This window comes from Oryzibacter oryziterrae, assembly GCF_021864535.1.
GTDB classification, from domain to species: Bacteria; Pseudomonadota; Alphaproteobacteria; order Rhizobiales; family Pleomorphomonadaceae; genus Pleomorphomonas; species Pleomorphomonas oryziterrae.
The window spans coordinates 266,077-287,301 of record NZ_JAKJIC010000003.1; the positions used below are offsets into that span (position 1 = coordinate 266,077).

At 63.4% G+C, this 21,225-nt stretch carries 24 protein-coding genes; 10 read left to right on the forward strand and 14 right to left on the reverse strand.

What is annotated here, in order from left to right:
• Window positions 1-122: 122 nt before the first annotated feature.
• The 6 genes from L2I41_RS05700 to L2I41_RS05725 all read right to left on the reverse strand — a co-directional run bounded on the left by L2I41_RS05700 (window position 123) and on the right by L2I41_RS05725 (window position 5,933).
• Window positions 123-962 (reverse strand): flagellin N-terminal helical domain-containing protein, encoded by an 840-nt coding sequence (locus tag L2I41_RS05700; protein WP_237152545.1) that lies wholly within the window; start codon window positions 960-962, stop codon window positions 123-125.
• A gap of 270 nt (window positions 963-1,232) precedes the next feature.
• On the reverse strand, window positions 1,233-2,033 hold the full coding sequence (locus L2I41_RS05705) for a hypothetical protein (protein ID WP_237152546.1): 801 nt from the start codon (window positions 2,031-2,033) through the stop codon (window positions 1,233-1,235).
• A gap of 53 nt (window positions 2,034-2,086) precedes the next feature.
• Window positions 2,087-2,869: a hypothetical protein gene (locus L2I41_RS05710; RefSeq protein ID WP_237152547.1), complete on the reverse strand. Its 783-nt coding sequence runs from the start codon at window positions 2,867-2,869 to the stop codon at window positions 2,087-2,089.
• A gap of 40 nt (window positions 2,870-2,909) precedes the next feature.
• On the reverse strand, window positions 2,910-3,689 hold the full coding sequence (locus L2I41_RS05715) for a hypothetical protein (RefSeq protein ID WP_237152548.1): 780 nt from the start codon (window positions 3,687-3,689) through the stop codon (window positions 2,910-2,912).
• Window positions 3,690-3,704: 15 nt separating this feature from the next.
• Window positions 3,705-4,493, reverse strand: a complete 789-nt coding sequence (locus L2I41_RS05720) for a hypothetical protein (RefSeq protein ID WP_237152549.1) — start codon at window positions 4,491-4,493, stop codon at window positions 3,705-3,707.
• A gap of 240 nt (window positions 4,494-4,733) precedes the next feature.
• Window positions 4,734-5,933 (reverse strand): glycosyltransferase family 2 protein, encoded by a 1,200-nt coding sequence (locus L2I41_RS05725; RefSeq protein WP_237152550.1) that lies wholly within the window; start codon window positions 5,931-5,933, stop codon window positions 4,734-4,736.
• A gap of 294 nt (window positions 5,934-6,227) precedes the next feature.
• Between L2I41_RS05725 and L2I41_RS05730 the strand changes: the two genes are divergently transcribed.
• The 4 genes from L2I41_RS05730 to L2I41_RS05745 are packed head-to-tail and all read left to right on the forward strand — an operon-like array spanning window position 6,228 to window position 9,803.
• Window positions 6,228-7,814 (forward strand): CDP-glycerol glycerophosphotransferase family protein, encoded by a 1,587-nt coding sequence (locus L2I41_RS05730; RefSeq protein WP_237152551.1) that lies wholly within the window; start codon window positions 6,228-6,230, stop codon window positions 7,812-7,814.
• Entirely contained in the window at window positions 7,814-8,566 is a 753-nt protein-coding gene (locus L2I41_RS05735) for a class I SAM-dependent methyltransferase (protein ID WP_237152552.1), read from the forward strand. Before L2I41_RS05730 ends, L2I41_RS05735 begins: the two co-directional genes overlap by 1 nt.
• The gene (locus tag L2I41_RS05740; RefSeq protein ID WP_237152553.1) at window positions 8,566-9,168 is read left to right on the forward strand and encodes an HAD-IB family phosphatase; all 603 of its coding nucleotides are present in this window, start codon (window positions 8,566-8,568) and stop codon (window positions 9,166-9,168) included. Before L2I41_RS05735 ends, L2I41_RS05740 begins: the two co-directional genes overlap by 1 nt.
• A complete protein-coding gene (locus L2I41_RS05745) occupies window positions 9,144-9,803 on the forward strand; it encodes an NTP transferase domain-containing protein (protein WP_237152554.1) in 660 nt (219 codons plus the stop codon). The genes L2I41_RS05740 and L2I41_RS05745 overlap by 25 nt, the downstream gene beginning before the upstream one ends.
• Window positions 9,804-9,855: 52 nt before the next feature.
• On the opposite strand, the gene L2I41_RS05750 is transcribed toward L2I41_RS05745, so the two are convergent.
• The 4 genes from L2I41_RS05750 to L2I41_RS05765 form a co-directional block, all read right to left on the reverse strand.
• Window positions 9,856-10,272: a flagellar protein FlaG gene (locus tag L2I41_RS05750; protein WP_237152555.1), complete on the reverse strand. Its 417-nt coding sequence runs from the start codon at window positions 10,270-10,272 to the stop codon at window positions 9,856-9,858.
• A 344-nt stretch (window positions 10,273-10,616) separates the two neighbouring features.
• Complete coding sequence (locus tag L2I41_RS05755; RefSeq protein WP_237152556.1) at window positions 10,617-11,099, reverse strand: flagellar protein FlgN; 483 nt, start codon at window positions 11,097-11,099, stop codon at window positions 10,617-10,619.
• Window positions 11,096-11,419, reverse strand: coding sequence for a rod-binding protein (locus L2I41_RS05760; RefSeq protein WP_237152557.1), 324 nt, complete (start codon window positions 11,417-11,419; stop codon window positions 11,096-11,098). Before L2I41_RS05760 ends, L2I41_RS05755 begins: the two co-directional genes overlap by 4 nt.
• A 2-nt stretch (window positions 11,420-11,421) precedes the next feature.
• Complete coding sequence (locus tag L2I41_RS05765; RefSeq protein WP_390633865.1) at window positions 11,422-12,531, reverse strand: flagellar basal body P-ring protein FlgI; 1,110 nt, start codon at window positions 12,529-12,531, stop codon at window positions 11,422-11,424.
• Between the two features lie 242 nt (window positions 12,532-12,773).
• Here L2I41_RS05765 and L2I41_RS05770 point away from each other — a divergent pair, with 242 nt between their 5' ends.
• Together L2I41_RS05770 and dksA are read left to right on the forward strand one after the other, a co-directional pair.
• Window positions 12,774-13,196, forward strand: a complete 423-nt coding sequence (locus L2I41_RS05770; RefSeq protein ID WP_237152558.1) for a flagellar assembly protein FliX — start codon at window positions 12,774-12,776, stop codon at window positions 13,194-13,196.
• Window positions 13,197-13,336: 140 nt separating this feature from the next.
• Window positions 13,337-13,753 carry an RNA polymerase-binding protein DksA gene (gene dksA, locus L2I41_RS05775; RefSeq protein ID WP_237152559.1) on the forward strand — a complete coding sequence of 139 codons (417 nt, stop codon included), beginning with the start codon at window positions 13,337-13,339 and terminating at the stop codon, window positions 13,751-13,753.
• A 306-nt stretch (window positions 13,754-14,059) separates the two neighbouring features.
• Here the strand turns inward: dksA and flgH are convergent, their stop codons facing one another.
• Genes flgH through flgF form a run of 4 tightly spaced genes read right to left on the reverse strand, consistent with a single transcriptional unit; the run spans window position 14,060 to window position 17,371 of the window.
• Window positions 14,060-14,812 (reverse strand): flagellar basal body L-ring protein FlgH, encoded by a 753-nt coding sequence (gene flgH, locus L2I41_RS05780; RefSeq protein ID WP_390633866.1) that lies wholly within the window; start codon window positions 14,810-14,812, stop codon window positions 14,060-14,062.
• A gap of 11 nt (window positions 14,813-14,823) precedes the next feature.
• Window positions 14,824-15,810: a flagellar basal body P-ring formation chaperone FlgA gene (gene flgA / locus L2I41_RS05785; RefSeq protein ID WP_237152560.1), complete on the reverse strand. Its 987-nt coding sequence runs from the start codon at window positions 15,808-15,810 to the stop codon at window positions 14,824-14,826.
• 11 nt (window positions 15,811-15,821) lie between these two features.
• Complete coding sequence (gene flgG / locus L2I41_RS05790) at window positions 15,822-16,607, reverse strand: flagellar basal-body rod protein FlgG (protein WP_237152561.1); 786 nt, start codon at window positions 16,605-16,607, stop codon at window positions 15,822-15,824.
• A 20-nt stretch (window positions 16,608-16,627) separates the two neighbouring features.
• On the reverse strand, window positions 16,628-17,371 hold the full coding sequence (flgF, locus tag L2I41_RS05795) for a flagellar basal-body rod protein FlgF (protein WP_237152562.1): 744 nt from the start codon (window positions 17,369-17,371) through the stop codon (window positions 16,628-16,630).
• A 348-nt stretch (window positions 17,372-17,719) separates the two neighbouring features.
• Here flgF and L2I41_RS05800 point away from each other — a divergent pair, with 348 nt between their 5' ends.
• The 4 genes from L2I41_RS05800 to L2I41_RS05815 are packed head-to-tail and all read left to right on the forward strand — an operon-like array spanning window position 17,720 to window position 21,151.
• Window positions 17,720-18,229: a flagellar basal body-associated FliL family protein gene (locus tag L2I41_RS05800; RefSeq protein WP_237152563.1), complete on the forward strand. Its 510-nt coding sequence runs from the start codon at window positions 17,720-17,722 to the stop codon at window positions 18,227-18,229.
• A gap of 11 nt (window positions 18,230-18,240) precedes the next feature.
• Window positions 18,241-19,461 (forward strand): flagellar motor switch protein FliM, encoded by a 1,221-nt coding sequence (fliM, locus tag L2I41_RS05805; RefSeq protein WP_237152564.1) that lies wholly within the window; start codon window positions 18,241-18,243, stop codon window positions 19,459-19,461.
• On the forward strand, window positions 19,458-19,931 hold the full coding sequence (locus L2I41_RS05810) for a DUF6468 domain-containing protein (RefSeq protein WP_237152565.1): 474 nt from the start codon (window positions 19,458-19,460) through the stop codon (window positions 19,929-19,931). The genes fliM and L2I41_RS05810 overlap by 4 nt, the downstream gene beginning before the upstream one ends.
• Window positions 19,928-21,151: a MotE family protein gene (locus tag L2I41_RS05815; RefSeq protein WP_237152566.1), complete on the forward strand. Its 1,224-nt coding sequence runs from the start codon at window positions 19,928-19,930 to the stop codon at window positions 21,149-21,151. The genes L2I41_RS05810 and L2I41_RS05815 overlap by 4 nt, the downstream gene beginning before the upstream one ends.
• Window positions 21,152-21,225 lie beyond the last annotated feature (74 nt).

A 21,225-nucleotide genomic window follows, 5' to 3' on the forward strand; every position in this document is an offset into this window, starting at 1 on the left:
GGTTGAGGTCATGATGTCTTCTTAACCTTAACGACGGGTAAACGTCCGAAAAGCATGGTAAAAAAAATAAAAAGGCGGCGGGAAACCCCGCCGCCTTGAAGGATTTGCAGTGTGACTACGTATCAGAAGAGACGCAGCACGGCCTGATCTGCACTGGATGCCATCGAGAGGGCAGTGGACGACAGAGACTGTCGGGTCTGCAGCGCCAGCAGCTTGGCGCCTTCCTCGTTGGTGTCGGCGTTGGTCAGGTTGTCGGCGCCTTCCTGCAACGTATTGATCATGTTCTTCGTGAAGTCCTGACGATTCTGCACAACGGTGAGGTTGGTGCCGAAGGTCGAGGCCTGGTTGCGAAGCGTGGTCAGCGCGTTGTTCAGCTTGTCGATAGCGCCATTGATGTTGTTGTCGCCGGTGGTGCCGGAAGCCCAGTCGCCGGCGGTCAGGTCGGAAAGCGACAGGGCGCTGGACGTGTTGCTGTAGTCAACGCCGGTGATCGACAGGGACGCCTGCTCGCTGCCGGTCTTTTCGTTGAACACCACCTTGACGTCATCGCCACTGAGCAGGTTCTTGCCGTTGTAGCCGGAGTCCTTGGCGAGGTCTTCGATCTGGCCCAGCAGGTTGTTGTATTCGGACGCAAACGCGCCGCGGTCGGTGGTGCTGGAGCTGGACAGAGCCTGGTTGGCCTTGGCCTTGGCGGCTTCGACGAGCTTCTTGATGCCGGAGATGCCCTGGTCGGCAGCCTTGAGGGTCTGCACGGCCTGGCTCTGATCGTCGAGCAGGGTCGACAGGTCGTCGGCGCGAGAGTTCAGCGACGAAGCGGTGAAGAAGGAATTCGCATTATCCAGCGCGGAGTTCACCTTCTTGCCGGTGGCCAGACGGTTCTGGGTCTGCGACATGAGGGACGCGGTCTGCTGCAGGGCGAGCAGGTTGTTGCGAACGCCAGAGCTGATAGTAATTCCAGCCATTTTATTGTCCTTTCTGGATCAATTTTGACGCCTCTCTTTCTGAGTAGGCGCTATCATTCCATCGGACAACTGCAAATCAAACGTAAAGTAAGACGGTTAACGGGTGTTACGATTAATAGATGGTGCACAAAAATCTTGTATAGTTAATGTTAACCCTGATAATTTACTTGGAATAAACTATGATTTTTGCAATTGGATATTTGCAAAATGCAAAAAGCCTCCGCTCGATGTGAGGGAGGCAAGTGCAGGATGGAAGAGGGGGCGGCGGCGTCAGCGGCGGCGGCTGTTGCCGTAGCGGATCGCGGCGTTGCCGATGGTGTTGCGATCGCCGACGTGGAAGATGACCTCGTCGAACACCAGGTGGATCGGATTGCCGAGGCGGATCGACCAGCGGCGGGAGAACGCGAAGTCTTCCCCCAGCGTGGCACCGGTACTGAGGGCCACGGCGTCGAAGCAGCCGAGATAGCCGCGCGTCACGCCATAGGGGTGAACCGCTTCCGGCGCTTCCTCGTAATAGTCTTCCGGAATCTTGTCGCGGAAGGTCTCGAAGACGCTGCGGTGGATCAGCATGATGCCGGTGCCGCAGCGGTTCACGGGGAGCAGCGAGCCGTCATACTTGATGCGGATCGGTGTGACCCCGTCTTCGGCGTAGGCAACGGTGTAGGCCGTCTTTTCCGGGATGTAGCCGTTGGCGGCGATCTCGGCGATGCGGATGTCGTTGAACTGGCGCGCCATGTTGTAGACTTCGCCAGTGTCGAGCGCGCGCTTGGGCGAGACGACGCCGACGACAGGCTTGTCGGCCAGCAGCATCTTCTCCATGAGGGAGGGGAAGAAGCCCATGTCGGAATCGAAGAAGAACAGATGGGTGAAGCTCGGATCGTTGAGGACGATCGAGGCATAGGCGTTGCGGACGAGGCGCAGGTCGAAGGTTTCGAAGAACCTCACCTCGAAGGTCACTTGCGGATAACGCTTGGCGAAAGACGCCTTGAGATCGAAGATCGCCTCGCAATATTCGGCGCAGAGGTCGCCATAGGCGGTCGGCGTGGCGATCAGGACCTTGGCCGGTTTCATCGAATAGTCCCCTTGATGCAGGCGGATCGCTCGGAGCGTGGCGCGCCGGCGCGTCAGATCATGCCGAGCTTCAGCTTGCTGGCGAAATGGCCGACGAAGCGATACTCGGTCTGGCGCATGATGGTGGCTTCCATGTGCGTCCAGATCTCGCCGCCACACTGGTCCACCCAGGTCTTGCCGAAGAAGGCGCCCTCGGCGACCATGTGCGAGGGCAGATCGGTGGCATGCTCGAAACATTCGAGGACGCGATCGCCCTTGAAGCCGAGCTTGGAATAGTCGCCGGAGGTGTTGTCGATGAGCAGATGCGGGCAGGTGGCCGCGATCTTCTCGAACACCTGGCGCTTGATCAGGACGAGGCCGGCGCCACAGGTGCTGACGCGGGCAAAGGAACCGTCGCTGATGGGCATCGGGCCATTGGGGCCGTGGCGCATGATCAGGGCATCGTCGCCGCCGACATAGGTGGCGGCGCAGGCTTCGGCAACGGCCGCGTCGTTGTATTTGCGCGCCGCGTCGACGAAGGCCTGGCGGTCCCAGTCGCGGGTGGGATAGGGGCAGGCGACGACGGGCTTGTCGAAGTCCAGCATTTCGGTGACGAAATGCGCGGGGATCGAAATGTCCGGATCGATCAGGAGCAGGTGAGAGATGGACGGCTCGTCCAGCACCTGGCTTGCCAGCGCGTTGCGGCCGAAGCCGATGATGGCGCAGGACGAAACGCGGTGCAGGATCTCCATCTTGGGGCGCTTGGCGCGGAAGTGATCCAGGAGGTTCAGGACCATCTGGAAATGGATGGTGGAGATGAGGCCCCGGTTGTTGGGCGTGCCGACGAGGATGGACATTGCGCTTGCCTTGGTGCCGGTTGGCTGACGTGGATCAGGTTCAGGGCTGGCCGGTCAGCTCAAGCTTGCGCTTGAAGTTGCCGGTAACGATGCGGCTGCCCATGTGGGTAATCAGGCCCTCGCCATAGACCCAGATTTCACCGCCGCAACGCTGGGTCCAGCGCGAGGTGAAGGACAGGTCCTCGCCGAGCAGGACGCCTTCCGAACCGCGCCGATGGGCGAAGAAGCGGACGAGCGGAGCGGTCAGGCCGATGGCGGCCAGCTTGGGCCGCACTTCGGTCTCCGCGAGCTCGGAGCAGTAGAGCTGCATGGTCTCGAAGACGTCGCGGCGGATCAGCAGGATGCCGGCGCCTGTCTGGTGTGCCTTCAGGAAGCCGTTGGCGACCTTGGGGTCGTCGGTGTCCATGGCTTCCAGGTCGATGTCGGCGATGCCGGGCGTGTAGCTCGAAGCGGTGAGTTCGGCGACGCCGGGAATGGGCAGGCGCAGGATCTCCTCGCGCCAGAGGTCGAGATTGCGCACGCGCTGCGGGGCAATGGTGCCGACAACCGGCAGACCTACCGCGAACAGTTGTTCGATGACATCGGGGCGGAAGCCCATGTCGGTGTCGATGAACAGGAGGTGTGTGTACTCCTGGTTCTGCAGGACGCGGTTGGCGAGAATGTCGCGGGCAAAGCCGACGTCGCGACCGATCGGCAGCTCGATGTCGAAGTGCCAGTCCGGGTGGTTGGCCAGCATATGGCCGACCAGGCCCAGAATGCTCTGGGCAAAGCCGCCTTCGACGTCGCCGTCGGCACAGGGGGAGCCGATCAGAATGCGCATGGGCGTTCCTCCGGCTCAGATCTGGCCGTGCTGAAGCTTGGTCAGGAAATGGCCGGCGACGGTGTCTTCGACGCGGCGCTGCATGGGCTCGACGAAGCAGGCCCAGAGTTCGCCGCCGCAGGAATCGGCCCAGCGACGGGAGAAGCCGTTCTGGTCGGAGAACAGGCCTTCGCCGGAGAGCGGCAGCGGATCGAAGCACTGGATCACCGGGCCGGTGAGGCCGAACTGGCGATAGGGATCGGCGCTGTCGGGCAGGACGATGGTGGGCAGATCCTCGGCCATGCGCTCGAAGGCGTCGCGGCGGATCAGCAGGAGGTCGTTGCCGACTTCGTTGACGCGCAGGAAGGCGTCGCGCAGGACCAGGTCCTTGGAGCCATCCCCGGCGTCGCTGTCGACGGTGACGACCGAGGCGCCGCCGCCGGCGTACTCAAGAGCGCAGACTTCGGCGTCGGCGCCGGTTTCCATTTCCTTGGCGAAGGCCATGAAGCTGTTGCGATCGAGCGCGCTGACAGGGTAGGTGGCGCCGACCACGGGCTCGTTGAAGTCGAGCATGCGCTCGATCAGGCTCGGGCGGAAGCCGATGTCGGGGTCGACCAGCAGCAGGTGGGTGTAGCTGGGATCGCGATAGACCAGCGAGGCGAAAGCGTTGCGAGCCCGGTGCACGACGGTGGCCTGGGCAATCTTCAGATCGAGCGAGATATGGTCGTAGGTCTTGCCGAAAGTGGTGAAGAGATTGACCAGCGACTGCAGGCAAATCGTGCTCACGGCTTGGCGATAGGCCGGGATACCTACCAGAATCTTCATGTTTCGCGCTCCAGAAACTGTTTAACAATCAATGAAGCGACAGGGTTAACGGGAGGTTAAGGAGGCGTATCGATCGGTAACGATTTTGCCGTTTGCCGGCGCTTCCGGGCCTGTTTTGAACAGGTTCGAGCAGAGGAGCCGATGTCGCCACGGCGGGGTTCTCCCCGTCGACCTCGCAGCAATGGGCGGGGCGGACGGGGCGAATCGAAGGGGTCGGCTTTCTTGCGATCGCGGTCCGGATCAGACGAACTGGGCGATATATTCGGAGACGTCGAAGACGGCGTCCTTCGGCCCGATCGTCTTGGGGAAGGATGGGTTGATGCGCACATAGGCGCGCGGCACGTCCGGGTCGACGGCGGGCAGCGTCCGGGTGGTGCGGGCGACGGCCTCGGGCTTGAGGACGTCGAAGATGCTCTCGTCGAAGGACGGATCGAGGATGGCGGGGCCGGGGCCGTAGGAAATGGCTTCCTGCACGGCCGTGGCAATGCCGGCCGCGCGGCACATGTTGGTCACGGCGGCCGGCTGAAGGGGCGACCGACCATAGGCGGCCATGCGGTGGTGCATGATATAGGCCTCGGCCCAGTTCTTGGCGCCGACGTTGAGCTTCAGCGCCACCTGCATGCGCGTGGTCATGAACTGGTCGATATGCTCGTTGAGCACGGACTGTTCCGGCAGGGAGTCGCCGGCGACGATGCGGGCGAGCGAGACGAGATACTCGACGCCGCCACGGTAGCGATCCCACTGGAACATGGTCTCGTTGTTGCCCTGCTGCAGGCGCGGATCGGCGGAGACGCCGGTGACGCGGGCAAAGGGCTCGGGCAGGAAGAGGATGTCGGCCTGGGCGAGCGCGCGGCCGGTGTAGAGGAAAGCCCAGAAGATGAAGGGGCAGGGGCTGGAAATGGCGCGAGCCAGCACGTCATGCCGGACGATCATGAATTCGGGGAAGATGTGATAGCCGAGCACGAAGCCCATCAGGCGCGGCAGGTCGCCGCGCGCAAAGCGGAACTCGCCGGGAATGCGATAGAAGGGGCCGATCTCGCCGCCGCCGGGGCGCTCGTCGATCAGCAGCCAGGGCGCCTGGACCATGCCGATCAGCGGCTCGTCTTCCATGCGGGCGATATAGGCGAGCACCTTTTCGGGGATGAGCAGGTCGTCGTCGCCGAGGAAGACAGCATATTTGCCCTGGGCGCGGCGCATCACGAAGGCGTAGTTGTCGAGAAAGCCGGAGTTGCGGGCGCGGGTGAAGGCGCGCACACGCGGGTCGGCGATGGAGGCGAGATAGTCGGCGGTGCCGTCGGTGGAGCAATCGTTGGCGACGACGATCTCGAAGGAGATGCCGAGGGCGCCGAAACGCTCGAGGTGAAAGTCGATGTTGCGCTGGAGCAGGTCGCGGCGGTTGTAGGTCGGCACGCAAATGGAGAGAAGCGGTTGGCTGGTCATGAAAGCCCCTTGCGAGCCGTCTCCCGACATCAGGCGGAGCGAACTCAATTTGGTGATACGCCTGAAATTCGCAAAGCAAGAGGGGCGAATGTCAGCAGAAGACTGATTCGCGCGTATCGTAGAAAACGATAACGGTTTGAAGAAGCTTCGTAAATACTGTTCACTTCAGAGTTTTTGCGGTGTGCCCCAACTTGAAAAGACTATCCACACCCGCTAGCGTCTCAGCGATTCTGCAGCAGGATGCAGGGTCAGGGGAGATCCTGCGTCATGACCACCGGTGAGTCTTCGTCTTCGATGACTGAACCTGCTGCCCTGGAGGCTGCGGTCACCGCGCTTTCTTCTGCCCTGAAGCCCATGTTCGATGCGCAGTCCGATGAGCTGGCGCGGACGCGGCTCGACCTGCTCGACCTTTCGACAAAGTTGCAACCGCCGTCCAAAGCTGCGGAGGCTGCCGATGCGCAGCGCTTCGAGGCGTTCAAGTCGGATGTGCTGAAGACCATCGCCTTCCTGGCGCAGCGGCTCGACCGATCCGACGAGATGGTGCGCTCGCTGGTCGGGCAGATGGGCGGCGTAATCGAGACGGTGTCGTCGGTGCTGCAGGAGGTGGTGCCGCGCATCCAGCAGGACGTGCGCAACGAAGCCGCCGATCTGCGGCAGACGGCGAACCTTCTGGCGCGCACCCGCCCCGTTCCGGCAGGGCAGCGCATCCGCTGCGTCTTCCTGGTGCATGCCATCGAAAGCTGGGACGCGCAGGTCGATCTCTACGAGGCGATGCGCGACGACGCACGCTTCGATCCGATCGTCGCCAGCATCAACCGGCATTTCCCAGGCGATGCCGGCTTTGCCGGTGAGGATCGCATCCACGAAGAGCTGGAGCGCGCCGGTGTGCCGCATATCCGGCTTGGCATGGCCAACTCCTTCCAGGCGCTGGATATTCTGCGGGCGCTGGCGCCGGACGTGATCTTCCGCCAGTCGCAATGGTGCAACGACCTGCCGCCGGCCTTCCATGCGTCGCGGCTCAATTTCGCGCGGATCTGTTCGGTGCCCTATGGCACGTCGATCGTCGAGCGCTTTTCGCCCAACGAGCAGCCGGTCAATGGCGTGTCGGAGCAGTCCTTCGATCTGCCCTATCATCGTCTGGCCTGGCGCATCTTCTGCGAGACCGAGCAGACGCGAGACTTCCTGGCGTCGTTCCAGCATGGCGCACCGGACAAGTTCGTGGTGACCGGCTATCCGAAACTCTTTCGCTTGCTCAAGGGGCGCGAGGAGACGGACGCCTGGCCGATCCGGCGCGAGGGCAAGCGCGGCTATCGGGTGATCTGGGCGCCGCATCATTCGGTGCTGAAGGAATGGCTGGGCTTTGCGGTGTTCCACAAGGTCTACCTGCAGTTTCTCAACTGGGCGGTGGAGCGGCCGGACATCGAGTTCGTGCTGAAGCCGCATCCGAGCCTGTTCTCGCAGCTGGTGAGCAAGAACATCCTGCGCGCCGACGAGCTCGACCGGTTCCTGAACCGGTGGAACGGTCTGCCCAATTGCTGCGTCGAGACGGGGCGCTATGGCGGGCTGTTCGCGGCGTCGGACCTGATGATCACGGACGGCTTGTCCTTCCTGACCGAATATCAGATCTTCGACAAGCCGCTGATCTTCCAGGATTCGCGCCATCACGTGCCCTTCAACGCGCTGGGAAATCTGGCGGTGGAAGCGGCGCATGTGGCCCATGATTTCGAGGCGATGCGGGCGGCGGTGGAAGCCTATGCCGCGGGCGCTCCCTGGGGCTACGAAGAGGCGCGGGCGCGCTTGCGCAAGGTGCTCTTCCCGGCGGAACGGCCGGCGACGGAACTGGTGCTCGACGAAATTGCCAATGGCATCGGAGCAGGCTGATGGGACGCATCAAGGGCGAACAGGTTGAGTTGTCTGCGGAAGCCGTCTCGGACTTCTTCGAGAAGCGGGCGCAAGCCTTCGATCCGGCCAAGCCCCTGTCGGCGGTGCTCTATCAGGACGATCACCCGGAGATCGCCCGCGAGCGCGACAGGATCGAGCGCGACAAGATCACGCCGCTGCTCAAGCTGACCGGCAAGGAGCGTTTGCTTGACGTGGGCTGCGGCATCGGCCGCTGGGCGCAGGCGCTCAGCGACCAGCTTGCCTTTGCCTATGGCGTCGATGCGAGCCCATCGCTGATCGAGCTGGCCCGCAAGTTGTGCCCGCAGGCCAATCTGGCCTTTGACGCCTATGGCGTCGACGATCTCGACGACGCGCTTCTGACGGCCAAGGGGCCGTTCGATCGCGTCATCCTCTCGGGCATCCTCATCTATCTCAACGATACCCAGGTGTCGCGCCTGCTGCACCTTCTCGGCCGGCATCTGGCGCCGGGCGGCCTTCTGTACCTGCGCGAGCCGATGGGCGTGATGGGGCGCCTGTCGCTGCTCGATCACTGGTCGGACGAGCTCAAGGCCAGCTACAACGCCATCTATCGGGAGCCCAAGGAACTGGAGAGCGTGATGGCTTCGGCCTTTCCCGGTCCCGACTTCGAGATCGGGTCGTTTCAGCCGCTCTATGACAATGCGGCGCTCAACAACCGCGTCGAGACGCAGCAGCAGTTCTGCATCGTCCGCCGCCGCGGGGAGGCGATGTGATGGCCGGCACCTGCTTCTGCTTCGATCTCGACGGGACGGTCACGCGGGCCGAGCTGTTGCCGATGATCGCCTCGGAGATCAATCTCGAGCAGGAAATGTCGCTGCTGACGCGGCTGACCATGGATGGGCTCATTCCCTTCGAGGACAGCTTCCGCCTGCGCTTTGCCATCCTGCGGTCCGCCGGGCTCGAGCGCATCCGCTCCGTGGTGGCGGAAGTGGAACTGGATCCCGACATTGCCGCCTTCATCGCGGACAACAGGGATCGCTGCTTCATCGTCACGGGCAATCTGGATGTGTGGGTGGAGCCGCTGATGCAGAAGCTCGGCTGCACGTTCTACACCTCGACGAGCCAGATGAGCGCCAATGGCGACGTGCAGCTCAAGCATATCATGCGCAAGAATGTGCCGGGGCTGGAGCTCAAGGAACGCTTCGATCGCGTGGTGGCGGTGGGCGATGGCTACAATGACCTGCCGCTGTTCGACGTTGCCGACGTGGGTGTCGCCTATAACGGCGTGCACGCCAGTCCCGACGCGCTGATCTCGGTGGCCGATTATGTGACGATGAACGGAAAAGGGCTATGTCGATTGTTGAGCACGCTGTAGTCGCGGCCGCCGGCCTCGGCTCCCGACTGGGCCATGGCAAGCCCAAATGCCTCGTCGAATTCGGCGGCGTGAGTGTGCTTGCGCATATCATGTCGCTGCTGAAGGACGTGCCGGACGTGCGCGTGGTCGTGGGCTTCATGGAAGCGGCGGTCATCGCCGAGTTGCAGCGGGTGCGCCCCGACGCGATCGTGGTGCGCAATCCGTCGTTCCGGACGACGACGACGCTGCACAGTTACGCCCTCGGCGCGCAGCACCTCACCGGCGACTGTCTGTTCATGGACGCCGATCTGCTGATCGTGCCGGAGACGTTTCACACGTTTCTGGAGGGTTGCCGACCGGGCGAGGCGCGGCTGGCGCTGACGGCGTCAAAGACCAAGGACGCGGTTTACGCCGAGCTGGACGGGGAAGCGGTGACGGGGTTCAGACGCGAAAACCCGACAGCCTTCGAGTGGTCGAACATCTCGTGGCTCCCGGTCAAATATTTCACCGACATCGGCATGACCGCTGTCTATGAGCACTTGAGGCGCTACTTGCCCATGACGTCGGGCGAAGTCGTCTCCTTCGAGATCGACACGGCGGAAGATCTCGCTCAGGCAAAGGAAAATGCCCAGCTGTTCGGGCTGGCCGCAACGTGATGACGGTGCCTCTGCCATGTCCCCGACAAGGCCGGGGACTGCAGTGTGACTGTCAGACCGATTGGTCGTAGGCCTGGGTGTGCCCCTTGGCCGTGCCGCCCTCCCATGCCACGATCATGGCATGCATGCGAAGTGCGGATTCCTCGGGAACCTGGCGTACGACATCGCCCGACTGAACGTCGACCTTCTGGAAGACGAGCCTGTTGGTCTGGCTATCCATCTCCACACGGTCATCGAGCGTGCGTTCGCTGTCGCGGGCACGCTTCATGTGCCGCTGATGGCTGATGGTGGCCTGAGCCGATTCGTCGCTGGTGGAGGTCCCGACGTTGTTGCTGTCGGACTTGCCGGTCTCGGTCACAGCCGAACGCGCGGGCAGATCGGTTTGTACCGTCTGGACGCTTTGCGCCGGCGCTCGTGGCACCGGCGTCGTAATGCCGGTCATCACCGGTCTTACATTGCCGATATCCATTGTTGTTGTCCTCGGTTGATCACCATGCATGGGCATGGCTTGGCAAGGACGCTAGCAGCAGGAGATAAAGACCCAGTTCAGAATTTCATTAAAATTTTATCGAAATCCATTTTTCCATTGGTTTCGATTGGTTAGGCCGGATTTTCGAGCGATTTCCGACCCGCTTGCAGGGCGTCTGGGTGTGCCGGTGCAGCGGAAATCTTTTAGCCCGTCGAGTGTTAACGAAGACCGAATGCCGGCATCGTCTTTTCAGGCAATTTTGTATCTGTTTTGTGTGAGCCGGCTTTCCTGAAACCTATCGGGAAAGCGGAACGGTAGAAATCGGTCGGTGTGGGCGCCGACCGTCAGATGTTCAGGTTGACGGCGATGCCGCGGGCACTGGTCTCGGCCGGACGGGGGGCAGCGCCGGGGCGGGCGTAGGTGGAGGCCATTTCAGTGCGCCCGACTTCCTGTGCCACCGTGCGGAACAGATCCTCGGCCACATCCTTGGCGGTGCCGAGAACGGCGAGGTTGACCTGCACCTCGGAGCGGAAGAATTCGTGACGCGCGATCAGGGCGACGGTCTCGGTCGGCGCGAACTGCTTCAGGGCATCGATCTCGTCGCGGGCGGCCAGCATGAGGCGCGTATAGAGGGTTGCCTTGTCGTCCTTGGTTTCGGCCAGATCGGAGGCTGCCTTGAGGTAGCCCTTGCGCACCAGCGCGGTCTCTTCCTGCAACACGGCGAGAAGCTCGCCCATGGCCTCGTCGAGCTTGGCGACCAGCTTGACGGCGATCTCGCGAGAGGTGACCACCGGAGGACGGTGGAGGGGCTTGCGCGCGGTGTTCATGAGTGCTGCCGTCCTTCCTGGATCGCAATGAGTTCTCGGGCGATGCTGTCGGCGATGCCGATGCCGCCGCGCTTGACCAGGTCCTTGGCGTAACCGTCGATCATCATGTCGCGCCAGGTCTCGTTGGAGCTGTTGGAGGTATCCGACAGGGGATCGACCGAGACGTTCTTGAACATGTCCTTGAAGGCATCGGCGACATAGACGGCCTCGAAGTCCTGCGCGGCGCCCATGGCGCGCTTGTGCAAGTCCGAAGCGCTGAGGTTGGAATAAGCCTTGGAGGCGAAGGCGGCCGTGAGGCCGGAGAGCGAAGCGTCGGCCATGATCAGATCACCTCCACATCGGCTTGCAGCGCACCGGCGGCCTTGATCGCCTGAAGGATCGAGATGAGGTCGCGCGGACCGAGACCCAGAGCGTTGAGGCCGTCGACCAGTTCCTGCAGCGTGACGCCCGACTTGACCACGGCCAGCTGGCGCTCGCCGCCGTCGGTGATGGCCAGCTTGGTGCGCGGCACGACGGTGGTCTGGCCGTTGCTGAGAGGGGCGGGCTGTGAGACCAGCGGGTCCTCGGTGATCATCACCGTCAGGTTGCCCTGGGCGACGGCCACGGTGGAGACGCGCACTTCCTGGCCCATGACGATGATGCCGGTGGCTTCGTCGACGACCACCTTGGCCGGCAGGTCGGGCTCGACGATCAGCTGTTCGACGTCGGTCAACAGGTCGACGATGTTGCCGTTGAAGCGCTTGGGCAGCGACAGCTTGACGGTGGCCGGATCAGTCGGCTCGGCGATGGGCTCGCCGTAGAGATCGTTGATGGCCAGCGCGATGCGACGCGAGGTGGTGAAGTCGGGGTTGCGCAGCGACAGGCGGACCGTGGTGAGTTCGGCGAGCTTGAAGGCGACTTCGCGTTCGATGGTGGCGCCGTTGGAGATGCGGCCCTGGGTGGGCACGCCACGGGAAATTTTTGCCGCGTCGCCCTGGATGTCGAAGCCGCCGACCGCAATGGCGCCCTGCGCGATGGCGTAGACCTCGCCGTCGGCGCCCATCAGCGGGGTGACCAGCAGTTGGCCGCCCTGGAGGTTCTTGGCGTCGCCGAGCGCGCTGACCGACACGTCGATCGCCGAGCCCTGGGCGGCAAAGGCCGGCAGCCTGGCGGTGACCATGACCGCGGCGGTGTTGGCGGTGCGCATGTTGGCATTGCGCACGTTCACGCCCAGCCGTTCCAGCATGGCCTGCAGGCTCTGCTTGGTGAAGGGCGAGTTGTTGAGACTGTCACCGGTGCCTTGCAGGCCGACGACAAGGCCATAGCCGATCAACTGGTTCTCGCGGACGCCTTCGACGTCGACGATATCCTTTATGCGCGAAGCCGCGAAGGCCGCGTCGGTCCATAGCATCATGACGAGGGCGCCGAGGACGCCCAGAATGCATTTCTTCATTGTCATCATCCCCGTGTTTCCCGACACGGCTTCCCGTTGAGGGATATCGCAAGGGGCGTGCCAGAGTGTCAGCGGGAGCTGCCTCGCGGGAAAGTTCTTGAATTCGCGACGGTTTTTCAAAGTCGCGTCTGGAAGCCACTTGTGGAGAAGCCCGGTGGGCGGCAAGAGTTGCCGGGCTGTTAACGAAGCGTTAACCTTGGTCGGTCGATATTGCCGGGCATGGACTTGAGGGAAGGGACGCGATGCGTATTCAGGGGCCGACGCGCACAGGTGGGGTGACGACCAGTGGTCCGACCCGTCGCAGCGACGCGTCCGGAGCCACGTTTTCGCTGGGTGTTTCGGAAGAGACGCCCAAGGCGTCCGCGCCGGCCGCAGCCCACAGCCTCACCAGTCTCGATGCGCTGATCGCCCTGCAGGCCATCGATGCGGACGCGCCGCGCAAGCGCCGCAAGGCGGTTCGCAAGGGGCATGACATTCTTGACAAGCTGGACGAGATCAAGGTCGGATTGCTCTCGGGCACGCTTTCAGGGGACGCCATCGAGCGGGTTCTTGGACTTCTCGACGATGTGGAGACGACGGGCGACGAACGCCTCGACGGGCTGATTGCGGACATCATGCTCAGGGCCGAAGTGGAGCTTGCCAAGCTCGGCCGCTACCGCAACTGACGAAAATCACTGGTAACGCTCTGATTCTTTTATGGTTTATCGTCGTTGTAGACGATTGAACATTTTATCGACTTGGCCGTTGTCCCGCGCGCCCTTGATAGCTATATTCCGCCCGCGTTCGTGGTGTGAGAGGACAGTCGATGTCGATCGAACTTGCGGAAGATTACCGGCCGTCAGACGACGAGCCGTTTATGAACGATCGCCAGCGTGAGTATTTCCGCAGAAAGCTCCTGCAGTGGAAGGATGACATCCTTCGCGAGAGCAAGGAAACGCTCCAGAATCTTCAGAATGAGAACATCAACCTGCCGGACATTGCTGACCGGGCCTCGTCGGAGACCGATCGGGCCATCGAGTTGCGCGCGCGCGACCGGCAGCGCAAGCTGATCTCCAAGATCGAAGCGGCGATCAAGCGGCTGGACGACGGGTCCTACGGCTATTGCGAGGAAACCGGCGAGCCGATCTCGCTGAAGCGCCTCGACGCCCGCCCGATCGCCACGCTGTCGATCGAAGCGCAGGAACGGCACGAGCGCCGCGAGAAGGTCTATCGCGACGAGTGATCGCCTGGATCTCGACGGATGAATTTGAAGGCGCCACGCGGCCAGCGGGCGCCTTTTTTGTTGCGCTGATATCTGAAGATGATTCCACCTCCGGCGCGGTCTCCCTGATGACTTGGGGAAGGGGAGACCGCGCCTTTGGGGATGGACCCGTGTCCGGACTTGGGGAAGGGACCGGGTCGCTTGAACTGCCTGCGGCCAATTGGGGAGCGGCCTCAAGGCAGTGTCCGGTCCGCGGGATGCTTGGGGAGCGGCGGACCGAATTGGATTGGGGGGGCGCCCCGGGCTGGATGCCGGGGCGGCTCAGGATCAGAAGGGGAGCAGGATGTCGAGCACCTGCTGGCCAGTGCGCGGCTGCTGCACGTCGCTGATCTGGCCACGTCCGCCGTAGGAAATGCGGGCTTCGGCGATCTTGGCGCTGTCGATGGTGTTGTCGGCGGCGATATCCTCGGGGCGGACGACGCCGGCGATGATCAGCTCGCGCACTTCCATGTTGACGCGCACTTCCTGGCGGCCCTCGATCACCAGGTTGCCGTTGGGCAGCGCCTGGGTGACGACGGCGGCGACGTTGGTCTTCACCGCCTCGCTGCGGTCGATGGCGCCGGTGCCCTTGTAGCTGGAGGCGCTGGTGTCGCTGGCCAGATTGCTGGCGGCCATGCCGGCGGGCAGGGCGATGGTATCGATGGCGGTGCCGAGCGCGCCGCCAATGCCCTGGCTGTCGCTGCCGGCGCGGGTGCGTTCGGTGGAGTTGTCGATGGCGGCCTTGTCGGCGATGTCGACCTGGACGGTGAGGATGTCACCGACGTTGCGGGCACGCTGGTCCTTGAAGAAGGTGCGCGAGCCGGACTGCCACAGGGAGTTGGAGCTGTAGGCGACGGGCTGAACCGTCGGCATGGGCATCTGGACGGGGCGGTAGCCGGGTTGGGTAGTGGGGTTCTCGATGGCCGAGAGGGCGGGCGTCTTGCCCACTGCCGAAAGGCGATCGATGGTCGATCCGCAGCCGGCAAGACCCGTGGCCGTCACGGCCAGCGCCAGGAGGAGGGAGGGGGAGATGCGCATCATGTCGGGTCTCTTCAATTGATGGCCGAAGCCACTTCACTTACCGGGCCGGAACCGCTCACTTCGACCGTGCCGTTCTCGGTGACGACGCCCTGGATGGTCCGGCGGGACTGTTCGTTGAGGATCGACACGAGGTCGCCCTTGCCGCCGTCGCCGAGGGCTCGCCCACGGGCACTCAGAGTGAGGCCGGGCTTGCGGAAGATGATGGTGACGAGCTGTCCGCGTTCGATCAGACGGGGCGGTTCCACGTCGGAGGTGGCGATCTGCTCACCGGCGCGCAGGGCGCGCTTGGCGGCCATCTCGTAGAGTTCATGCGGGTCCAGGATGGCCATGGGCGACAGGCGACGGCGCTCGATGCGGGACATGCGGATGTCGGACGCGTGGATGACGTCGCGGCGGTCGACCGGGCGGGCCAGCGTGGGGATCTCGATGGTCTCGATCGCGCGGCCCTGGACGCGGATGCGAGTGTCGCCGGCACCGATGTCGATGTCGAGCTCAGCGTCGAAGCGGCCGCTGCCGTTCTGGTAGATAAGCTCGGAGACGACCACGGGCGCGGAGGACGAGGCGTCGGCATTGATCGGCTTGATGTCGCCGTCGAAGGTCAGCGACACGTTGTCGGTCGCAACACCCATGCGACTGCCGAGGGCGTCGCGCAGGAGGTTGGTCATGCGGTCCATGTCGACGATGACGGACTGGCGAACGACCGAGACGCTGGCGAAGTTGGGCTCTGCGTCGATCGCCAGGCCGGCATTGCGCGCCGCTGCGAGCGCCTGGGCAGCAGGCAGGGCGCCGTTGACGCCGACCGGCGGGGCGCGGAAGACGGGCTGGGCGGCCAGGTCGCCGGCGTCGAAGAACAGGTCGCCCAGCGTCACGATGTCTGCGTTCACCAGCACCGACTGGCGCAAGGTGGCGGCATTGGCCGAAGACTGCGCGATCAGCCCGGCGGCGGCGAGCGCCAGCACGACGGCGATTGCGAAGCGGATGAGGAAGAGACGGGTCATCATGGGCCTCCTCAACTCAGGTTGGCGGTGGTCTGACTCATCTCGTCGGCGGCCTTGATGATGCGGGAGTTCATCTCATAGGCGCGCTGAGCTTCGATGAGGGATGACAGCTCGGAAACGGCTTCGACGTTGGAGGCTTCAAGGTAGTTCTGCAGCACCGTGCCGTAGCCTTCGTCGCCGGGGTTGCCGGTCTGGGCCGGGCCGCTCGACGAGGTTTCAAGGAACAGGTTGTCGCCGATGGCTTCGAGGCCGGTCTTGTTCATGAAGCGGGCGAGGTTGATCTGTCCGAGCGTGGTGGTGGTGGTGGCGTTGCCGACCTTGGCCTGCACCGTGCCGGTGTTCGAGATGGTGATGTCGGACGCGTTCTGCGGGATGGTGATGGCGGGCTGCACCGTGTAGCCATCCTCGGTGACCAGCGTGCCGGTGCTGTCGATCTCGAAGGAGCCGTCACGGGTATAGGCGGTGCGGCCGTCGGGCATCAGCACCTGGAAGAAGCCCTCGCCGCGGATGGCGACGTCGGTGTCCTTGCCGGTGGCCGTCGGGTCGCCCTGGCTCATCATGCGCGGCGTGGAAACGATGCGCACACCCGAGCCGATCTGCACGCCGGCCGGCACCTGGGTGCCGCTTTCCGACGTGGACGAGCCCTGCCGGCGCAGAGTCTGGTAGAGCAGATCCTGGAAGTCGGCGCGCATCTCCTTGTAGCCGGTGGTGCGCATGTTGGCGATGTTGTGGGAGATGACCGCGACGTTGGTCTCCTGGGCCATCATGCCGGTGGCGGCAATGTTGAGCGCTTTCATGGTCGAAGATCCTCAGCCGGTCAGGCGGTTACGGTGCCAAGGCGGTCGACGGCCTTGGATTTGAGTTCGTTCTGCTGCTTCATCAGCGAGGCGATCTGCTCGTAGGCGCGTTGCACCTCGATCATGTTGGTCATCTCGCGCACGCCGGAGACGTTCGACCGCTCGATCGCGCCCTGGGCGATGCCAGGGAAGGTGGGAACGGTCGGGGGCAGGGAGCTGTCGTAGAGATTGATGCCGACCTTGGAGAGGACGGAGGGATCGTTGAATTCGGCGAGCTTGAGCTTGCCCTTGGAGCCAGCGCTCGAGGAGACGGCGCCATCAGCGGAGATGGTGATGTTGGTCTCGCTGCCGGCGAAGATGATCTCGCCACCCTGTCCGAGCACGGGGTTGCCGTCCGGCGTGATCAGGCGGCCGTTGACGTCGAGCTGGAAGTTGCCGGCGCGGGTATAGCGTTCGCCGTTGGGCGTCTGGACCGTGAAGAAAGCCTGGTCATCATTGAGAGCGACGTCCAGCTCGCGGCCGGTCATCTCGATGTTGCCAGCCGAGAAGTCGTTCACCGTGCCCAGTTCGCGCACGTAGGAGTTAGCCCTGTAGTTCGCCGGGAACATCGTTCCCGACGCCTTGGGCATCGTGGTTTCTTCAAAATCGACGGAGACTTTCTTGAAGCCGTCGGTGTTGATGTTGGCCACGTTGTTGGCGATGACGTCCAGCTTGCGACGGAGCGCAATCTGTCCCGACAACGCCACAAGAGTCGAATTCTCCATGGCGGTATTCCCCAAGTCCTGTTCGATCGCGCTACGCTCCCCAGCGGCGCAATCTGGAACATTAACTGCACGGGGCGTGCCAACATGGAAAAGACAATTAAAACATATAGATAGATGATTAATGGCGGGGTGATCCGGACTGCCGAATTTGCCGCTAGGCAGGATTGGCCGGCAAAATCTGCCGACGCGTTAACCAATCGTCAACCTTTCGTTAACTAATATGAACTCAGCATCAAGCTTGGGACAGCGGGAAAGAATCGTTGCCCCGGCAAAGTCGATCGCGGACTCTGCTCACAGTGAGATTTGAGTCGGTTTGGGCAGCCGATCGAGGAAAGAAGCGCGGCAGTAATGGCCAAGAAGCCACAGACCGAAGGGTCCGAGGACGAGGCCGGCGAAGGCGAAGCCGGTGGGTCCAAGAAGAAAAAGCTGATCATCATCGGCGGAGCGGCTGCGGCTGTGCTCCTGATCGGTGGCGGTGCAGCCTTCTTCCTTCTGGGCGGTTCCAAGGAGCCTGCTGCCGAAGCGGTGATGGCCGTGCAGGAAGAGCAGCCGCACGCCTATTACTTCGATCTGCCCGTGATGATCCTGAATCTCTCCACCGCCGATGAGCGGCCAACCTTCGTCAAGCTGGAGGTGGCGCTGGAGGTGAGCGATCAGAAGATGCTCGACGTGATCAAGCCGAACCTGCCGCGTGTGCTGGATGCCTTCCAGACCTATATGCGCGAGCTCAGGGCGTCCGACCTGCAGGGGTCGGCGGGGCTCTATCGCCTCAAGGAAGAGTTGCAGCGGCGCGTGAACATTGCGGTCTATCCGGCGCGCGTCGACGACGTGTTGTTCAAGAATGTCATCGTTCAATAGGAGCGGATTGAATGGCTGACGGCGATGACGAAGAAGACATGTCGATGGACTGGGGCGCGGCCCTGGCCGAGCAGCGCGAAGGCGACGGCATGGAAGACCTCGCTGCTGAGTGGGGCGCCGCGCTGGAAGAGCAGGGTGTAGAGAACGCCGATGCGGTGGCAGCCCAGTGGGCCGCCATGATCGACGACGGGGAAGGGGAGCTCGAGAGCTCCACCCGTGGCGCCGACCGCGTGCTGAACCAGGAGGAAATCGACAACCTCCTCGGCTTCAATCTCGACGACCATGTGGCCAATGACCAGAGCGGCATCCGCTCGCTGGTCAACTCCGCGCTCGTGTCCTACGAACGCCTGCCGATGCTGGAAATCGTGTTCGACCGCTTCGTGCGCGAGACCACGACCTCCTTGCGCAACTTCACGTCCGACAACGTCGAAGTGTCGCTCGACAGCATTTCCTCGGTGCGCTTCGGCGACTATCTGAACTCCATCCCGCTGCCGGCCATCCTTGCCGTGTTCAAGGCGGAGGAGTGGGACAACTACGGCCTCGTCACCGTCGACAGCTCGCTGATCTATTCGATCATCGACGTGCTCCTGGGCGGCGGTCGCGGCACCACGGCCATCCGCGTCGAGGGCCGGCCGTATACCACCATCGAAATGAACCTCGTGCGCCGGATGATCGAGCTGCTGCTCGCCGACTGCGAGAAGGCCTTCGCGCCGCTGACGCAGATTCATTTCAACCTGGAGCGTCTCGAAACCAATCCGCGCTTTGCGCCGATCTCCCGCCCTGCCAACGCCTGTATCCTCGTGCAGTTCCGCGTGGACATGGAAGATCGCGGCGGCATGGTGGAGATGCTGCTGCCCTATGCGACCATCGAACCCATTCGCAATCTGCTGCTGCAGATGATCATGGGTGAGAAGTTTGGTCGCGACAACATCTGGGAAGGGCATTTGGCGACCGAGCTCTACCATGCCGAAGTCGAGGTGGACGCGGTGCTGGTGGAAGAAGAACTGCCGCTTTCGATGGTGATGGACCTCGAAGTGGGGCAGACGCTGCTGTTCAACGTGGCGCCCAATGATCCCGTGTCGATCAAGTGCGGCGACATTCACCTGACAGCCGGCAACATGGGACGGCTCGGAGAGCGCGTCTCGGTGAAGATCAATCGCAATCTCAAGCGCCCGCGCATGACGCTGGCAGCCTTCGAGCGTGCAGTCCAGAAGGAGATGCAGATAACATGAGCGGCAATTTCAACCTTGGTATCGCAATTGAGATTGTCGTGGCCGTGCTGCTCGTCCTGACCATCTTCTATTGCGCGGTGCTCAATCGTCGCCTGACGCGTCTGCGTGCGGATGAGGAAATCCTGCGGGCCACCATCTCCGAGCTGATCACGGCGACGGAGATCGCCGAGCGGGCGATCTTCGGTCTGCGGGCGACCGCGGCCGAATGCGAGAAGTCGCTCGGCGCGCGCATGGGATCTGCCGAGGAGCTTCTGGGCAATCTCGACCAGCGTCTGTCTGCGGGTAATGAGATCGTTAAGCGGATTGGGGCTATCGTCGGTGCCGCCGGTGGACCGGGCGCGCCTGTCGTTGCGCCAAAAGCGACGGAAGTGCCGCGCGAGTCCGCTGCCAAGACCTTGCAGGCTGCCGCTGAGGCTGCTGCCGAGCGCCTGTCGGCGTTGCGGCGGGCTCAACGCGAGGAGGCCGCGTGAACAGAATCAGGCTCCTTCCCCTGGTGCTCGTTGCGATCTCGGCCCTTCTGGCCGTGAAGATCCTCGGCTTTGTCACGGGGGTGGGGTCCTTTGCCGTCGGCCCGCAGTCGGCAACAGCCGAAGAGGGCGGCGGCCATGGCGGTGAGGCTGCTCCGCCTCCCGGCGATACGGTTCAACCTCTGTCCGGTCCATTGATGACCATGACGCAGCCGGTGGATCTGGCGCGCGAGGCCGAGCAGTTGAAGGCGGCGCAGGCTGCTGCGGCTGCGCATGGCGAAGGCGGCCATGGTGAGGCTGCGCCCGCTGCTGGGCATGGCGAAGCGGCGCCCGCCGATGCCGCCCATGCCGAGGCGGCTCCTGCTGCTGCCGGTCACGGTGAGGCCGCCGCCGCTCCTGCCGAAGCCGCCCCGGCCGCAGGCCATGGTGACGCGGCTGCCGCCGCCCCGGCGGACGCTCATGCGCCGGCCGCCAAGGATGCTGCCGCACCGGCCGCTGACGGGGCTGCCCATGGCGAGGCTCCCGCAACTGCGGCCCATGGGGAGGCGGCGCCTGCAGCCGAAGGTCACGGTGGCGGTGGCGAACATGGCGCTGCCGCGCCAAAGGGACCTGTGGCCTATACGCAGCGCCCGCCGGAATATACGCCGCCGGCCGGATCTTCGGAGACGGCGATCCTCAACGCCTTGTCAGACCGCCGCAATGCGCTTGACCAGCGCGAACAGGATCTCGACCTGCGCGCCAAGCTGCTGCAGGCCGCCGAACAGCGGCTCGACCAACGGCTTCAGGAGCTGAAGTCCATCCAGCAGCAACTCGGCGGCTCGGACGTCAAGACCGCAGACGCCAAGGATGCGCAGGAGGTTCAGGCGCTGGTGGCGCTTTATGAAGCGATGAAGCCGAAGGCCGCGGCCGTTGTGTTCGACAAGCTGGACATGACCGTGCTGCTGCAGATTGCCACCAAGATGAATCCGCGCAAGCTGTCGCCGATCATGGCGGCCATGTCGCCTGACAAGGCGGGTTTGCTGACCATCGCCATGGCCGGCAATCTGGGTGATCGCAAGATCGTGGTGCAGACGGAAGAGGCGCCGCAAGGTCTGTCGCCGCTGCTGCCGGAAGTGACCAACGCGCTGAAGCCGCCCGCCAGTGCTCAGCCGTCCCTTGCGGATCTGCCGCAGATCCAGGGCACGCCTGCCGACCCGTCGCAAGCCGCTCCGCCGCAGCCCTGATCCGCGCGTGCCGTCCCTGGCTTTCTTTTTGAATTTCCGCCCAAATCCGCCCTGAAGCGGTAACGGCACATTAA

Coding starts and splice junctions, on each gene's coding strand:
- fliM (WP_237152564.1), top strand. CDS start 18,241: ATGGCTGACGGCGATGACGAAGAAGACATGTCGATGGACTGGGGCGCG.
- L2I41_RS05740 (WP_237152553.1), top strand. CDS start 8,566: ATGGCCGGCACCTGCTTCTGCTTCGATCTCGACGGGACGGTCACGCGG.
- L2I41_RS05755 (WP_237152556.1), bottom strand. CDS start 11,099: ATGAACACCGCGCGCAAGCCCCTCCACCGTCCTCCGGTGGTCACCTCT.
- L2I41_RS05760 (WP_237152557.1), bottom strand. CDS start 11,419: ATGGCCGACGCTTCGCTCTCCGGCCTCACGGCCGCCTTCGCCTCCAAG.
- flgF (WP_237152562.1), bottom strand. CDS start 17,371: ATGGAGAATTCGACTCTTGTGGCGTTGTCGGGACAGATTGCGCTCCGT.
- L2I41_RS05800 (WP_237152563.1), top strand. CDS start 17,720: ATGGCCAAGAAGCCACAGACCGAAGGGTCCGAGGACGAGGCCGGCGAA.
- flgG (WP_237152561.1), bottom strand. CDS start 16,607: ATGAAAGCGCTCAACATTGCCGCCACCGGCATGATGGCCCAGGAGACC.
- L2I41_RS05765 (WP_390633865.1), bottom strand. CDS start 12,531: ATGAAGAAATGCATTCTGGGCGTCCTCGGCGCCCTCGTCATGATGCTA.
- L2I41_RS05745 (WP_237152554.1), top strand. CDS start 9,144: ATGTCGATTGTTGAGCACGCTGTAGTCGCGGCCGCCGGCCTCGGCTCC.
- L2I41_RS05710 (WP_237152547.1), bottom strand. CDS start 2,869: ATGTCCATCCTCGTCGGCACGCCCAACAACCGGGGCCTCATCTCCACC.
- dksA (WP_237152559.1), top strand. CDS start 13,337: ATGTCGATCGAACTTGCGGAAGATTACCGGCCGTCAGACGACGAGCCG.
- L2I41_RS05725 (WP_237152550.1), bottom strand. CDS start 5,933: ATGACCAGCCAACCGCTTCTCTCCATTTGCGTGCCGACCTACAACCGC.
- L2I41_RS05705 (WP_237152546.1), bottom strand. CDS start 2,033: ATGAAACCGGCCAAGGTCCTGATCGCCACGCCGACCGCCTATGGCGAC.
- L2I41_RS05700 (WP_237152545.1), bottom strand. CDS start 962: ATGGCTGGAATTACTATCAGCTCTGGCGTTCGCAACAACCTGCTCGCC.
- L2I41_RS05810 (WP_237152565.1), top strand. CDS start 19,458: ATGAGCGGCAATTTCAACCTTGGTATCGCAATTGAGATTGTCGTGGCC.
- L2I41_RS05730 (WP_237152551.1), top strand. CDS start 6,228: ATGACTGAACCTGCTGCCCTGGAGGCTGCGGTCACCGCGCTTTCTTCT.
- L2I41_RS05735 (WP_237152552.1), top strand. CDS start 7,814: ATGGGACGCATCAAGGGCGAACAGGTTGAGTTGTCTGCGGAAGCCGTC.
- flgH (WP_390633866.1), bottom strand. CDS start 14,812: ATGATGCGCATCTCCCCCTCCCTCCTCCTGGCGCTGGCCGTGACGGCC.
- L2I41_RS05770 (WP_237152558.1), top strand. CDS start 12,774: ATGCGTATTCAGGGGCCGACGCGCACAGGTGGGGTGACGACCAGTGGT.
- L2I41_RS05750 (WP_237152555.1), bottom strand. CDS start 10,272: ATGGATATCGGCAATGTAAGACCGGTGATGACCGGCATTACGACGCCG.
- flgA (WP_237152560.1), bottom strand. CDS start 15,810: ATGACCCGTCTCTTCCTCATCCGCTTCGCAATCGCCGTCGTGCTGGCG.
- L2I41_RS05715 (WP_237152548.1), bottom strand. CDS start 3,689: ATGCGCATTCTGATCGGCTCCCCCTGTGCCGACGGCGACGTCGAAGGC.
- L2I41_RS05720 (WP_237152549.1), bottom strand. CDS start 4,493: ATGAAGATTCTGGTAGGTATCCCGGCCTATCGCCAAGCCGTGAGCACG.